17 protein-coding genes are annotated in these 13,875 nt (G+C 65.3%); 10 read left to right on the forward strand and 7 right to left on the reverse strand.

Features of this window, described 5'->3' with window-relative positions; translation table 11 throughout:
• The first annotated feature begins 13 nt into the window (after positions 1 to 13).
• From OG965_RS27520 to OG965_RS27530, 3 genes are all read left to right on the forward strand, one after another.
• On the forward strand, positions 14 to 478 hold the full coding sequence (locus OG965_RS27520) for a nucleoside deaminase (RefSeq protein ID WP_371654734.1): 465 nt from the start codon (positions 14 to 16) through the stop codon (positions 476 to 478).
• Between the two features lie 157 nt (positions 479 to 635).
• Positions 636 to 1,814, forward strand: coding sequence for a serine hydrolase domain-containing protein (locus OG965_RS27525; protein WP_371654735.1), 1,179 nt, complete (start codon positions 636 to 638; stop codon positions 1,812 to 1,814).
• Between the two features lie 271 nt (positions 1,815 to 2,085).
• Positions 2,086 to 2,289, forward strand: a complete 204-nt coding sequence (locus OG965_RS27530; protein WP_371654736.1) for a hypothetical protein — start codon at positions 2,086 to 2,088, stop codon at positions 2,287 to 2,289.
• A gap of 7 nt (positions 2,290 to 2,296) precedes the next feature.
• Here OG965_RS27530 and OG965_RS27535 read toward each other — a convergent pair whose 3' ends face one another.
• Together OG965_RS27535 and OG965_RS27540 are read right to left on the reverse strand one after the other, a co-directional pair.
• The gene (locus OG965_RS27535) at positions 2,297 to 2,722 is read right to left on the reverse strand and encodes an ATP-binding protein (protein WP_371654737.1); all 426 of its coding nucleotides are present in this window, start codon (positions 2,720 to 2,722) and stop codon (positions 2,297 to 2,299) included.
• 56 nt (positions 2,723 to 2,778) lie between these two features.
• On the reverse strand, positions 2,779 to 3,186 hold the full coding sequence (locus tag OG965_RS27540) for an NUDIX hydrolase (protein ID WP_371657076.1): 408 nt from the start codon (positions 3,184 to 3,186) through the stop codon (positions 2,779 to 2,781).
• A gap of 121 nt (positions 3,187 to 3,307) precedes the next feature.
• On the opposite strand from OG965_RS27540, the gene OG965_RS27545 reads away from it, so the two are divergent.
• The 4 genes from OG965_RS27545 (at position 3,308) to OG965_RS27560 (ending at position 6,292) form a co-directional block, all read left to right on the forward strand.
• On the forward strand, positions 3,308 to 4,099 hold the full coding sequence (locus tag OG965_RS27545) for a GntR family transcriptional regulator (protein ID WP_371654738.1): 792 nt from the start codon (positions 3,308 to 3,310) through the stop codon (positions 4,097 to 4,099).
• Positions 4,100 to 4,228: 129 nt separating this feature from the next.
• A complete protein-coding gene (locus tag OG965_RS27550) occupies positions 4,229 to 4,480 on the forward strand; it encodes a hypothetical protein (RefSeq protein WP_371654739.1) in 252 nt (83 codons plus the stop codon).
• A 322-nt stretch (positions 4,481 to 4,802) separates the two neighbouring features.
• Positions 4,803 to 5,168 (forward strand): hypothetical protein, encoded by a 366-nt coding sequence (locus tag OG965_RS27555; protein ID WP_371654740.1) that lies wholly within the window; start codon positions 4,803 to 4,805, stop codon positions 5,166 to 5,168.
• 188 nt (positions 5,169 to 5,356) lie between these two features.
• Positions 5,357 to 6,292, forward strand: a complete 936-nt coding sequence (locus OG965_RS27560; protein ID WP_371654741.1) for a phosphotransferase family protein — start codon at positions 5,357 to 5,359, stop codon at positions 6,290 to 6,292.
• A gap of 16 nt (positions 6,293 to 6,308) precedes the next feature.
• Here the strand turns inward: OG965_RS27560 and OG965_RS27565 are convergent, their stop codons facing one another.
• Positions 6,309 to 7,559, reverse strand: coding sequence for a hypothetical protein (locus tag OG965_RS27565; RefSeq protein ID WP_371654742.1), 1,251 nt, complete (start codon positions 7,557 to 7,559; stop codon positions 6,309 to 6,311).
• Between the two features lie 400 nt (positions 7,560 to 7,959).
• Here OG965_RS27565 and OG965_RS27570 point away from each other — a divergent pair, with 400 nt between their 5' ends.
• From OG965_RS27570 to OG965_RS27580, 3 genes are read left to right on the forward strand one after another with little or no spacing between them, the layout of a single operon-like run.
• A complete protein-coding gene (locus tag OG965_RS27570; protein ID WP_371654743.1) occupies positions 7,960 to 8,511 on the forward strand; it encodes a bifunctional DNA primase/polymerase in 552 nt (183 codons plus the stop codon).
• Positions 8,501 to 8,794 (forward strand): hypothetical protein, encoded by a 294-nt coding sequence (locus OG965_RS27575; RefSeq protein ID WP_371654744.1) that lies wholly within the window; start codon positions 8,501 to 8,503, stop codon positions 8,792 to 8,794. The genes OG965_RS27570 and OG965_RS27575 overlap by 11 nt, the downstream gene beginning before the upstream one ends.
• A gap of 22 nt (positions 8,795 to 8,816) precedes the next feature.
• Complete coding sequence (locus OG965_RS27580; protein ID WP_371657077.1) at positions 8,817 to 9,119, forward strand: hypothetical protein; 303 nt, start codon at positions 8,817 to 8,819, stop codon at positions 9,117 to 9,119.
• A gap of 341 nt (positions 9,120 to 9,460) precedes the next feature.
• Here the strand turns inward: OG965_RS27580 and OG965_RS27585 are convergent, their stop codons facing one another.
• The 4 genes from OG965_RS27585 to OG965_RS27600 form a co-directional block, all read right to left on the reverse strand.
• Positions 9,461 to 10,126, reverse strand: coding sequence for a hypothetical protein (locus OG965_RS27585; RefSeq protein ID WP_371654745.1), 666 nt, complete (start codon positions 10,124 to 10,126; stop codon positions 9,461 to 9,463).
• A gap of 187 nt (positions 10,127 to 10,313) precedes the next feature.
• Positions 10,314 to 11,192: a DNA adenine methylase gene (locus OG965_RS27590; protein ID WP_371654746.1), complete on the reverse strand. Its 879-nt coding sequence runs from the start codon at positions 11,190 to 11,192 to the stop codon at positions 10,314 to 10,316.
• Positions 11,189 to 12,538, reverse strand: coding sequence for a ParB/Srx family N-terminal domain-containing protein (locus OG965_RS27595; RefSeq protein WP_371654747.1), 1,350 nt, complete (start codon positions 12,536 to 12,538; stop codon positions 11,189 to 11,191). Before OG965_RS27595 ends, OG965_RS27590 begins: the two co-directional genes overlap by 4 nt.
• A gap of 399 nt (positions 12,539 to 12,937) precedes the next feature.
• Complete coding sequence (locus tag OG965_RS27600; protein WP_371654748.1) at positions 12,938 to 13,678, reverse strand: GntR family transcriptional regulator; 741 nt, start codon at positions 13,676 to 13,678, stop codon at positions 12,938 to 12,940.
• Between the last annotated feature and the right edge of the window lie 197 nt (positions 13,679 to 13,875).

Genomic DNA, 13,875 nt, shown 5'->3' on the forward strand with positions numbered 1-13,875 from the left:
CCACAATGACGTCATGGAACCGGCGGCAGCACGTGCCCTGCTCCCCGTAGCGATCCAGGAGGCGCGAGCCGGGCTGGCCGAGGGAGGCATCCCGATCGGCGCCGCGCTCTACGGCGCGGACGGCCGCCTCCTGGGCCGCGGCCACAACCGCCGCGTCCAGGACGACGACCCGTCGATGCACGCGGAGACGGCGGCGTTCCGCGCGGCGGGCCGCCTGCGCACATACCGCGGCACGACGATGGTGACGACCCTGTCCCCCTGCTGGTACTGCAGCGGCCTGGTCCGCCAGTTCGGCATCTCCCGGGTGGTGATCGGGGAGGCGGCCACGTTCGGGGGTGGACGTGAGTGGCTGGGGGGGTGCGGGGTGGAGATCGTGGTGGTGGACGACGATGAATGCCGGTCGCTGATACGGGAGTTCGTGGCGGCGAATCCGGAGCTGTGGGGGGAGGACATCGGGGTGGACGTCGGGGAGGGGTGAGGGGAGGGGCGAACGGGCGCGCGGAACGGCAGGCTCCGGTGGGTCCGAACGAGTGGACTCGCAGGGAAGCGGACCGCACGGGGGCCTTCTTCCGGGGTCCGGATGGTGGCGTTGCCTCCTCAGCCCCAGCCCCGACCCGGAAGAGGCGCCCCCCGAGATGCGACGTACTCCCTCCCGACGTCTGTTCGCCGCCGCGCTGCTGGTGGCGTCGGTACTGGCCCCGACGACAGCGACACCTGCCATCGCCGAACACGGCGTGGGCGTTGAGCGGCACGGCGACCTGGGCTCCGAGCTGACCGCCCGGCTGGACAAGGCGATCGAGAACGTCCGCAAGCAGGCAGGCATCCCGGGGGTCGTGGTCGGCCTGTGGATGCCGGGCAAGGGAAAGTACGTACGGGCGACGGGGGTTGCCAACACCGCCACCGGCAGGCCGATGACGACCGACCTGTTCACGCGGATCGGCAGCGAGACGAAGACGTTCACGGTGACGGCGCTGCTCAAGCTGGTGGACGACGGCCGGATCCGCCTGGACGACCCGATCTCCAAGTACATCCGAGGCGTACCGAATGGCCGCCGGATCACCCTGCGCCACCTGGCCGAGATGCGCAGCGGCCTGTTCTCGTACACCGACGACCCGGACTTCCAGCACGACCTGCTGAGCGACCCGTACCGCAGGTTCACCCCGCACGAGGTCCTCGCGTACGGCTTCAAGCACAAGAACACGTTCGCGCCGGGCGCGCAGTTCCAGTACTCCAACAGCAACCTGGTCCTGCTGGGCCTGGTGATCGAGAAGGTCAGTGGCCGGCACGTCGAGGACTTCATCCACGAGCGGGTACTGCGCCCGGCACACCTCGACGACACGCTGTTCCCCAGCGGCGAGGAGTACCCCCGGCCGCACGCGCGCGGCTACACCAACCAGACGCTGAGCGGCGCGGTGGAGGACTCCACCGACTGGAACCCCAGCTGGGCCTGGTCAGCGGGCGCCATGATCTCGACCTTCCAGGACCTCCACCGCTGGGCGAAGATCGTCGCCACGGGAACGCTACTCACCCCCGAAACACAACGCCAGCGCCTCAAGACCCTCCCGACGGGCCACCCCGGCACGACCTACGGCCTCGGCATCCTCAAGACCGGCGGCTGGATCGGCCACAACGGCTCCATCCCCGGCTACGAGAGCGTGACGGTCTACCTGCCGTCCCAGAAGGCGACACTGGTGGTGCTGCTCAACACGGACATCACCTACCAGGGCCAGGAGCCGTCGTCGCTGGTGGCGCGGGCGATTACGCAGATCGTGACGCCGCAGAATGTGTATGACCGGCCGGTGCCGCCGCGGTAGGCCCTTCACAGGGTTGGCTCCGGTCGGCGTCCAGGGTGTGGATGCCGGCCGGGGCCGAAGGTGGGGTGTCTCAGTCGCCGCTGGCGTTCTTCGCTACGCCCTGCTGCTCGCGCGGGCAGGGCGTATATGGGAGGCGCAGCTGTACGTGCAGAAGTAGTCGGGCTGTTGCGGCGCGCCCGACCGCTGATCCAAGGGCAAGAAGGCGACAGGTCGAGCAGACCATTCGATGAGGCTGCCGTCTTGGACTATGGCCAAGGTGGTGAGCCGCCCGATGGCCGAGGCTGTCTCGGCGGTGCGGGAGCGCTCCAAGAAGGCCAAGGCTGTCTCGTACGCCACGCCGTCCAGCCCCGAGATGACCGTACGCAACGCCACCCTGATCCACCGGACCGCCTGCCCGGGCGTCTCGACGTCGAGAGCCGCTGAGAGGCGAGGCTGGTCGGCGCCGTCGGACGTCAGCGTGCACTCGCACCAGTAGCCCCACCTCAGCACGAGTACGCACCCCGCGCCGGGGGCTGAAGCGCTGCCGTCACCGTGCGTCCGGCTTCGCCGCCAGTGACGGTGAGGTGGCAGGCGAGAGCCATCACGATGCTGAGCCCACGGCCATGGGTCGAATCCGCGTCCGCCTCGCTCGCCGTGGGCTCGTCCCGAGTCCCGCCGCAGTCGGTGACGGCGACGGTCAGCAGGTGCTCCGTGATGGCGAGCATGACGCGGAACGAGTCGCTTGCCGTGTGCGTGAGGGCGTTGGTGCCGAGCTCGCTCACGACTAACTCGGCTTCGTCCACGCAGGGATGGCCACTCAACACGTCACGCGCCCAGCGCCGCGCGCGGCCCACTTCCTCCAGGGAGCCGGGGCAGATCAAACCCCAGACCCGAGCATGTTCCCCTGCGCCACTCATATACTCGTCCATACAAGTTACTCCGTGCAGGTAGGCGGCCGTACGCCCAAGAGTTGCTTCAGCTCGTTCTAGACGAGTCGAACGCCGTCGTGGGCGCGAATGGCCGGTGGGGTGGTGTTGTCGAGCGCGTCCAGGACGCGGATCGCGTACGCCTCGTCGGCGAGGGCGACGACCTCTTCCCGGGTGACCCAGCGCAGCGCCCGGGTCTCGTCGCCGACAGTGGGAGCGCCGTCTATGGCCTCGCAGCGGAAGACCAGGGAGACGATCAGGCCGGTCATGTTCTTGTAGACGCCGGTCAGGGTCGCCGGGAGGGCAATCTTGATACCGGTCTCTTCGAGGACCTCACGCTGCAGGGCGTCGGGGATGGTCTCGTCCCGTTCCAGTACGCCGCCGGGAGGCTCCCACTTGCCGTTGTCCCGCCGTTCGATCAGCAGCGCCCGGCCCTCGTCGTCGACGATGACCCCGGCGACACTCACGGAGTGCGGGCGATCGGTGGTGGTCACGCTTCTCGGCCTCCCGACTGGCCCCGACTGGCTAGGCTCGCCACCGTACCAACTCAGGTCACCTGCTCGTCTAGATATCTAAAGGAGTACGCGCATGGCGCCGTCTCAACCACCCGTTCTACTGGGCGCGTTGGATCCGACCAGCGACCGTGCCGTCTTCCGGCAGATCGCGGACCGGCTCAGGGAGGCGATCGACAAGGGCCGCTTCCGCGAGGGCGACAAGCTCCCGTCCGAGACGGAGCTGGTCGATCACTACGGCGTCTCGCGCATGACGGTCCGCAACGCCCTCTCCATCCTCCAGGGCGAGGGGCTCGCGGTCTCCGAACACGGCAGGGGAGTCTTCGTACGCCCGCGCCCACCGGTCCGCCGCCTCGCCTCCGACCGGTTCGCACGCCGCCACCGCGAGGAGGGCAAACCCGCGTTCACGGTGGAGGCCGAAGCGGCGGGCGTCCACTCCGAGGTGGACAGCCTGGAGGTGACCGAGCAGAAGCCGCCGGCGGACATCGCTGGTCGCCTCGGCTCGCCCCGAAAGGTCCTCGCCCGGCGCCGCCGCTACCTCCTCGACGGCCGCCCGGTGGAGTACGCGACGTCGTACATCCCCCTGGACATCGCCCAAGGCACCCGGATCACCGACCCGAACCCCGGCCCCGGCGGCATCTACGCCCGCCTGGAGGAAAACGGCCACCGCCTGGCCCACTTCGACGAGGAGATCCGGGCCCGCATGCCCTCGCCGACCGAGGTACGCGTGCTGCAACTGACCACCGGCGTCCCGGTCATCCACCTGATCCGCACGGCGTACGACACGGAGGGCAGGGCGGTCGAGGTCTGCGACACGCTTATGGCGGCTGATGCTTTCGTGTTGGCTTATCAGCTTCCGGCTATGTGAGGGGGCGGGCCTCAGATGTCCCTCAATGACGTGCTGGGTCACCCAAAGGGGTTACGGCAAAGCCACGTTGCCCTCGCGCCCCCGCCACTCGCGGCATCGTCTCTCTAGCAACTCACTTCTGGGGGCGCCATGGCGAGCTACAGCGACGTGCAAAGAGCCGTACGAGTCGAGAAATTCCGCATCTGGTTCGCGTGGGTGTCTGGCGGGATCATCTGGCTCATGATCACCAGCGCCACCAGGAACATCGCGATCGTCAGTGTGATCACTCAAGTGCTGCTGGTGGTCCTCGGACTGCTGTTCACCATCGCCGCGGTGACGATGACGAACAGGCTCAATCGGAAGGCAGAAGCAGCGCGTAGAGAGGTTCTCGGCGACCTGTAGCGCGGGGGGCTGGCTTTCTGGCCCTGCGGCGACGCGTGGCCAGCCGAGCAGTGCGCTGAGAGACCTCTGGGGCTGGGCCATTCGGCGCGGGCGCGTTGCCAACAGACCTGGCCGCCACCGGCGCGGAGGGAAACGACGTAGACCGGGAGGCTCGTTCGCGGGTGAGGCCTTGCGGCTGGCCCCAAGGCGCCCTCGCCCAGTCGTAGCGACCGTAGACTCCAGCCCCTGCAAGCTGAGTTCGAGCCCCTGGTCGCGACCGCTGCATCGCCGAGCTGGGCGCCGAGATCAGCGCACTGAGCACGAGGTGACGAGAGGGGTCGGCATGTCGCAGACCGAGGGCGCGCGGCTGTTCCGCGAGGCGTGGATCGCAGGTGTACGCAAGCACTTCCCCGGCGAACCGAAGGCCGGCTACGTAACACCGTGGGAGGACACCCCCGAGTGGGAACGCGCCGCCGCCGGGGCGGTCCACGCCCAGATCTGCCAGCTCCTCGAACTGAGCGGCGGCCACGCTTCCCGCCTCTCCCGCGAACAGAAGAGCCGCTTCGTCGCCACGTGCTGGACGGCCCAGATGTACCACCACTTCAAGGACCCGAAGCCGGGCTATGTGGCCGATTGGGCTGAACTGCCGGAGTGGCAGCGGGAGACTGATGCGGACATTTTTGAGGCGGTTGAGGAGGATGCCGACTGATCCGTCTGGGAACGTTGCTCGGAGCTTCTGATGCGCACACGGCTCCGGAGGCCAGGGAAAGGTGGGGCGCTAGTGGGACGCTGACCAGCCAACACGTGGCCTGGGGCAGGGTCGCTTGGCTAGATCATCACGCCCCTAGTACGTGAGGGCCTGTGCCTGGAGGGCGATGCCCCCGTATCGTCGAGTGCATGATCTCGGGTGACGGCAGCATCCAGGATGGCGCGACGGAGTTCACGGCGGAGACGGTCGGTGCCGTATTCGAAGAGGCTTGTCGTCAGGCCGACTTGGAGCCATCCGGCGCTGAGTTGCTGCGGCTGGGGTCGAACGCGGTCTACCAGCTGACGAGCGCCCCCGTGGTCGTCCGAATAGCCCGGGACCCGGACACCCTGGGCGAGATGAAGCGGGTCTTGCGCCTCGCCCGCTGGCTGGAGACGGAGAGCTTCCCTGCGACGCGGGTGTGGGGTGGTGCCACGGCCCCGCTCGTGGTCGCTGGCCGAGTGGTGACGTTCTGGGAGAGTGCGCAGGATCGAGAGGAGTACGGGACGGTCGGGGAGCTGGCCAACCTGCTGCGGCGGCTGCACTGGCTGGAGGAACCGGAATCGCTGAGGCTGCCGTACTTCGATCCGTTCGCGAAGCTGGCGGGCTCGCTGCGCCGGTTGGACGGTGTGAGCGGCGTATCCGAGGAGGACCGGGACTTTCTGGGGGAGCGGGCCCAGAGGCTCCAAAAGGAGTACGACCGCCTGGACTTCGTCCTCCCCTTCGGAATGATCCACGGGGACGCGAACGTCGGCAATGTGCTCCGGCGCTGGGACGGTTCGGTCGTCCTGATCGACCTCGACGGCTTCGCTCTGGCTCCGCGTGAATGGGATCTCGTGCTCACGGCGATGTACTACGAGCGGTACGGCTGGCACACGCGCGAGGAGTACCGGGAGTTCGTCTACCGCTACGGCTTCGACCTGATGAACTGGCCCGGGTACTCCGTGCTCGCGGACGTGCGCGAGCTGATGATGGTGGCGTGGCTGGGTCAGCAGGTGGCGACAAGTGCCAAGTCCGCGGGTGAGTTCGCACGCCGGGTGCAGTCGCTCCGGACGGGGGAAGGGCGACGGGAGTGGAAGCCCTTCTGATGGGTGACGGCGGGAGTCAACTGGTGGTGAGGCCCGTGGCCGCGATCCACAGCCGGTGCTCGGCGGCCTGGTCCTCGAAGTCCCGTACGGTGGAGGAATTCCCGGTACGGGACAGATGGGCGCGGAACTCCGCCAGGTAGCTCACACAGCGAGCGGACTTCAGTTGCTCCCCGAGGTCCAGTGCATCCAGGGCCACTCGGCAGGCTTCCTCCGGCTCGCCTGCTCGTAGATGAGCGTCGGCCAGAACCATGGTCGCGAAGAAGTCGCTCCGGACGTGGTTCCCGCTCATCGCGTTCTCGGCGTTGGCGACGGCTTGCCGGGCGCTGTTCACGTCCCGGAAGCAGTGCGCAGCCTCTGCCGCGAGCTCGGTCGTGTCGAAGTACGAGATCCACTCGGGCTCATCGTCGTTGTTCTTGCTGTCGAGCGCATTCGTGGCGGCCACCAGGGCGTGCTCAGTGGCCTTGCAGTCGCCCGTACGAGCGAGGGCGCGCGCCTCCATGGCGTGGAACTGGGCCCGTAGCGTGGGGGTCGCCACGGCGGAAATACCCATGAGCGCGGCGCGTGCGAGCGTGGCGGCCTGCGTGTAGCGCCCGAGGAAGGTCGCCTGATGGCTCATGGCGGACAGGATGCTCCCGGCGAGACGCCGGTCGTTGGCGTCCTGGGCGAGTCGGAGGGCTTGGAGGAAGTACCGCTGCGCGAGTCCGTGGTGGCAGGCGTCGTACGACATCCAGCCGGCCAGGAGCGTGGCCTCGGCGACGGCGGAGAAGAGCACGCGGCCGACTGCCTCCGTGTACTGCCCTGTGAGGATCGGTGCCACATCCCGGCTCAGGTACTGGATCACGGCGTGCCGCGCGTGATCGCCGCCAAAGCGGTCGTCGAGCTGGGCGAACATGTCGCTGGTCGCCTTGATCGTGGCCACGTCCGCGAGTCCAACGCGGACGCGTCCCTCGCTTGGGTTGGTGGGGAAGCCCGGCTCCGGCGCCACGAGCCACCGTAGGGACGCCTCGTTCCACGCGGGCTCGGCGGGTTCGGCGGCGAGGAGCGGTTCGTACCCGTTGAGGTCTGCACGCCACAGCCGATCGATGTTGTCGAAGGCGGCTTCCGGGCTGGTCGGGTACGTGGCATCGAGCAGAGCGGAGTCCTGGCTCCCGATGTGGTTGAGCCCGAGCTCGGCCGCGCTGAGACCGAGCGCTTCACAGATCAATGGGCCGTAGAACTCGTCGGGGACGCTGTGGCAGTTCTCCCAACTGGCAATGCGTCTCTTCACACTGGCATCTGCCGGAAGTTGATGCCCGCGACGCGCGGCGAGCGTACGCAGCTCACGGACCAGCCGCGGTTGGCTCCAACCGCGATTCGTCCGGGCCGCGCGTAAGTGGCTGCCGACTGACTGCGTCGGGTTCGTGGTCGTCGCCCCCTCCATAACGCGACGGTGCCTGAGTTTCCCGCGCGTCTGAATGTACGGACTCGAAAGCGCCGATGTGAGGGGCAGGCCGTAGTTCGGTGAATCGGGTGAGCGGGTGACGGGGGATGACGGACCCGTCAGCTGGGCGTCATCCCCCGTCGATACTCGTCATCTGCCCAGCTCAGGGACCTTGGCGAGAGCCTGGCTCCACGCCGGTTGAGTGCCGCCGGGTGAGAGCGACTTGGGGTGAGATGACGTGCAAAGGATGACCAAGAGGGGCGTCGGGTGGCTATCGGCTGCGGCGGAGGAGCCGACCGTATGCCGGGCGGTGTGGCGGGAGGACCCGCGGCTTCCCTACCTTCTGCCCACCGGGCGTCTCTTCGACGTCGTGGTGGTTCCCCAGCGGGTCGGTCTTGAGGTCTTCGATCAACTGGTGCGTCGACAGATGCCGGTCGGGCCAGTCATGACCGACCGCAGGGCTCAGCAGGTGGGCTTCTTCCTCAACTCCGAATGGAGGAAGCCGTTTGAGGACTTCGTGTGCCGGGAGACAGACAGTCCGCCCGAGTACAAGTACCTCGACAACGGTTCATACGTGGTCGTGCCCGGCCCGATTCCGCTGGCGGGAGATCGGTACGAATGGCTCCGCGCGCCCCTCCGCCGGCCGGAAGCCAACCCGCAGCGCCCGGCCGCGCTGGCGGTCATGCTCGTCGCGGCGGCTGACCTGGTCGCTCGGGTCGACCACTACGGCGAGCGGTACCCGACACCTGCGGCCGTGGCGAACAAGGTCCTGGAGGAGGCTGGGCCCGATGCGCAGTGAGGGCGAGCCGGGCAATGACACCGCTCACTGGTCTCCGTTGGACAGCGACTCCTGGTATGCCGCGCGCAACGCGACGGCCACCCTCCGCGACGTCCTTACGGCGGCAGGCATGGAACGGGACTTCCCCTACCTGAGAGCGGAATCAAACGCCTTCGGCCACGGCCTGATCGAGCTCGGCCGTGTGTCCCCGGTGACGGCGGAGCGCTTGGCGGAGCTGCTGCGCCTGGCGAGCGCATGCGCCCGAACCCTGGACGGGGCGTGCAGCCAGAGCCCGAGCCAGTAGGAGTAGGGAGAGGGTGGAGGAGATGACAGATCCGCGAGGAGTGGTGGCGCGTCGCGCCGAGGACTTGGAGCCCGGCGTGCCGTATGTGCGTGGCTGGCTGAGGGCCCGGCGCGGAGCGGTGGCCTTGGCGGAACAACTGACAGGGCTTGGCCTGGACACGGACTTTCCCGGCCTGAAGGCGGACGTGAACGTGAGAGGCGAGGGCCTAGTGTGCCTGGGTGCGATCCGCCCGGAGGCGGCGGAGCTCCTGGCCGAACTGATAACGGTGGGCCTGTCCGTCAAAATGGCCGCCGATGCGAAGAGCTCAGGCACTCCGGCAACCTGACTGATCCCTGTCCCCGTGGTCGGCCCCCGCGCCCGGCCGGGACCGGCGCCCCAGCGCCGCAGCCCGGCATGGCGCGGGGGCCCACGTCATTTGGGATCGGAGTCGAGGCGTAGCCAAGGACCTCTGGGTGAGCCACATCGCTGCGTATCCAACATCACGATGACACAGTCGACTTGAGGTCTGAGCATCTTGTCGGAACGTCTGCTAATCTCGTCGTGGTGAAGGGGTGCGAGGCTGAAGAAGCCCGTTGCGGTTCATGGCCGCTAGCATCCACAGAAGAGGGAGGTCCGGGTTCGAGTCCCGGCGGGTAGCTTAACTGGAAGAGCGCCCTCTTTTCACTCCTACCACCCTGCTCTCTGCATTGCTGCGGTTGCCTCAGCGTCGGTCAGATTGAGCGCTTGGTAGTAGCTTCGGAGGAATCCCACCAACTTTCTTTTACGCTGCGCAATGTGGACCAGCTGTGGATGTTCGGAGATGAAGTCTTCGAGTGCAACGTCGGCCCACGTGCCGCGTGAAAGGCTGTCCCTGAGCGCGAAGTTCATCTCCTGCGATATCCGTTTTGTCACCGCCAGTGCTAACACTAGCTCTCCGTGCGAGAAAGTAACGGGGACACCGATCTTAACGCGAGTAGCCGGGGAATCGCCCGTTACTTTCATCCACTGGGCAAGCGCCCTAGGGGACAGATTATTGGCTGCGGTAACAAGTCCCTGCTTGGGTTTTCCGCCTGCATGAATCACCGCGTTACGCATGCGTCGAATTAGATGATATTGCTCGATGGAATCGCCTGGGATCTGCTTACCAACCTTCTGTTCAAACAGTCTGTGCATCGATGATGCGTCCGCACTTCTGATTTCCGCTGAGCTGATTTGGCCATCTCTGAGTAAGAGGCCGAAGCATGTTTTAACAAAGTCCTCATGAATGGCGAGGGCGTAGGGTACAGCCATAGCACCTAGGTGCTGCTCGGCTTGAGACAGCAGCGAGCGGGCATTCGCTGTCGTGAGGTTCATGCGCCGAATATGGGGTACTGCCGGGAATATCTCGGGCAGAAGGCGAGTGCTGCCATCGGTCAGACGCAGCGTGTTCTCTGCGAGCCGGGAGCCTGCCAGTAGTGCCATCATGGCGTCACTCGCCCTGACTCTCTCCTGGTTATATGCTCGGTACTCGGGAAAATGTACGACGGTCACGCTTGCCCTTTCAGACCGTTAGCCAGAGATAGTCGCCTTTGCCGATAACGCCTTCGAATTCTGGAACGCGCAGACCCTTGCTGAAAACCGCATACTCGACCCCCAGATGACGCACCTGTGCACTGTGCGATATCTCGAACTGAATGCACCGGTGATCTGGGTACAGGCTTTCCGTGATCCGGCTCTCGGCGTCGTAGGTCAGAAACCATTTAATGGGACTCCTGGACAGGACCGACGCTAGTTCAGTGTGGTCTTCTGAACTAAGACTGTCCATGTAAAGACGATCGCCCTGTACCAGGTAGGGGGGGTCTACATACGCTACGACATTCTCGCCTAGGGCCTCCAGGCTTTGGAGGTGCTGCCGGCCATCCTGTTGCGACAAGGAGACGCGGTCCCGATATGATCCAAGCAGCTCTATGCGCTTCGCTAGCGCTTCACGGTTGAAGCGTGCATCTATCTTCCATTTACCTTTCTGCTCGAAGCCTCCGATGGGGCGAGCTCGGAGGATTCCTGATCGGTTGCTTCGGTTCAGGAAGAAGGTCGCGAACCCGAGCTCTAGATCGTCTTTTCCTAAAGGGGCAGCGTACGTGTCGGCGGCCTTACGCCAACTGTCGATCGTCACGTCGGCGGCGCGCACCCTAGCTGCGAATTCGTCGGTCTTGGTAAAGACGGACCGCCAGAAGGCGGCGATCCCTGGATCTGCATCATTCAGATGTATGTGATCTACGGTTCCGTCGGTGAGGAGTTTAAGTGCAGCGCCTGCGCCTCCACAGAACGGTTCCGAATAGTGAGTTGGTCGGGGATGCTGAGAGTCAATCAGGTGTTTGATGTATCCGGCTAGGCGAGCTTTTCCGCCGGGGTAACGGAGAGGGCTGATGTATCTCGTCATTTGGGATTTTCTCCCAAATACTCGTCCAGCTTTAGAAGCATGGGCGTGTAAACCACGCTGAGGGTCGTGATATCCACGATCATGGGGTGAACGTCCCATTGGTGCATGAAGCTGTGTAGATTTTTAACAGATAAAGCACCGTCGTTCTGAGACATCCTGCGTGCTTCGTCGAGTTTCCTGTCCGTACTTTCTGGGTCGATATGACGTAGAGCAACCCCGATTCGATCCCGCAGCTTGTCTTGCCGTCGACGCCATCCTTGTCTTTCTGCTGCCTCTGTTACGGTGATGTCGATGACAGCGCGGATCATAATGGCTGCAACGTTCGGCGACTCGGCGATGGAAATTTTCTTCGCCTCGTTAAGAACCTTGGCCGTTCTAGGGCTGATATTCCGCATGACGACATTTTGAAAGACGCGTTTGTCTTGCTGAGACCTATTGGGCCCCACGGTCGTTGGACGGGCGGGCGTGGAGGGTTGACTCTGCGCCTGGGTAGTGACTGGGGGGCCTGCTGATTTCTGCTTTGGCATGAAGCGGGGCTGAGTCAGGCGCTGCGAATTCTGTGGGAGATCATTTTTGATGGCGCCGAGATACTCGCTGCGCTGGTCCTTACTCTTCACCCGAGATACCGAGAGGTGAGTTGCCAAGTCAGAGAACAGGCGTCGCACCGAGTTGTGCATTGCTTCCGGCTCATACTCGGCCAGGATTCCGTCATCCCGGAAGTCAAACCCCAGGGAATTTCTGACTTTAGGATCGGAGAGCAGGCGAGCGAGGGTGGTGAGTCTCGTCGAGCGAACAATCTCTATGTCCTGCAGTAACTTCTCGTCGGCGCTGTACCACTCCGAGGCTTGCTGCATAAAGCGCAGGGCTTTTTCGGTAGGGGTTTTCTTCTCCGCGAAACGTGTCTTCTGCTCGGTCGTCCAAGGCTGAATTCCGACACCCTCATTTTCCCCGGTGTGCCTGAGGGTGATCCAGTGACGTGCCTCTTCCCTGCTTTCCGCCACTACGCAGCGTACGGACTGAGGGTAGGAATGGCGGCGCGCGGCAATTGCAAACATTTGTCGAATGCGAGGATCTTCCACTAAGGATGGATCATCTAGCGCCTTGAGCGCCGCGATTCTACGGTTCCCCTCGATAATGACTGGGTGGTCTTCTTCATAGACCACGACGGGGAATTCAGTGGGATTGACTCCCTTTTGGGCGATGTCTTGAGCCAGTCGCAGTAGCTTCTCGGGGTCCTTCCCAAGCAGAGCTGCGATGGCTTCGCGCGTCGTTGGTGTCGGCACAGCATGCCGAGGGTTGTTACCGTCCAGTCTTAAGTCCGCCACCGCGAAGTCCCTCTGCTCCATGGGGAGATGATCGCATCGTGGAGCCGCTGCGCGGTAGCGGTCTTCAGAGATCACCGTGGATACGAGGTGGAACAACCGGTCGGCGGAACGGGTTTGGCCGGTGGCCTGCCCGGTCTGGGGTCGAGCATGATCAGGGGGCCGTACGCTGGTTGGCAACTCGGGCAGGCTTTGGGCCTGCCGCAATGTGCACGAGTGGCCTCCTGGTCTTGCTCGACGCGGGACCCGGACCGGGGAGGTGGCTAAAGCCGTGGAGCCGACCGGCCCCAGCCACGGCGTACCCCTTCTCTGACGTCAGGCCGCTGATCGCCGTGCGCGTGGCACGGGCACCAGCCGAGCCGCGCGCGGCGAGCGGAGCGAGCCACCTTGATGAAGTAGAGAAAGTTTGAGCCAGGCGCCGCGTCAGAGCGCGTACGAGAGCTCCAAGTCGTCCCCCGGAAGGTAGAACTCCTCCAGGGCGAGCGGATTGCCGTTATTGGCCAGGGCCACGCGCAAGATGTGGAGCATCGGGACGCCGTTGGGGAGGCGGAGGGCCTTGGCCTGGTCAGGGAGGGGCATGCGGGTGCGCAGGTACTCCGTGAAGTGGAGTTCGTGGCCCAGGTCGGCCAGCGCGGCGTAGAGCTCCGGTGCCGGAGGCGGGGCCTCCTCCTCGTACTTCGTGTCGATGAGTACGGAGAACGGCACGTAGGTGCGGTGGAGTTGGCGGAGGCGGCCGTGGTCCGCGACCTGGAGTGCGTCGTACGTGAACATCGGCTCGCCCGGCGGGATCTGGAGGAGGTCCGCCAGCGCGAGCGGGGCGTCCGTGCGCGTCGCCACCGGTTCCTCCGCGTTGGTCCAGCGGATGCCATCCGCCTCCACGTAGCCGCCGTTCGGATCGCGGCGCACGCCGCGCGGGCGCGTGAAACTGGGGCGGTTGTGCGGGGAGCGGACGAACATCCCGCGGCCCATCATCACTTCCACGAGACCGGCCGCCCGTAGCTCCGCGATGCCCTGGCGGACCGTGGGACGCGTCACCCCGAACTGCTTCGCCAGAGATTCCTCGGAGGGGAGCGGCTGGCCGGCCGGGTAGGTGCCGTCCAAGATCCCATGGCGCAGGTGATCTGCGATCGCGCGGTACTTGGCCTGGGGCTTCTCGGTTGGCATGTGGGGTCCTCCGTGTACCGGCGGTGTGCTGCTGGCCGTCCCGGGTCTAGGGACGATTCGTCTACGGATCAGGGACGGGGTCAGCGTCCCTCATTACTTGACGCTTGACAACCCGTACTACGGGTCGCACTCTGGGTCGCACCCGTACTACGGGTTGTGAATCATCCCGAAGGATTGGCCTTCGGATGCGAGAAGCA

This window comes from Streptomyces sp. NBC_00224 (assembly GCF_041435195.1).
Lineage (GTDB): Bacteria > Actinomycetota > Actinomycetes > Streptomycetales > Streptomycetaceae > Streptomyces.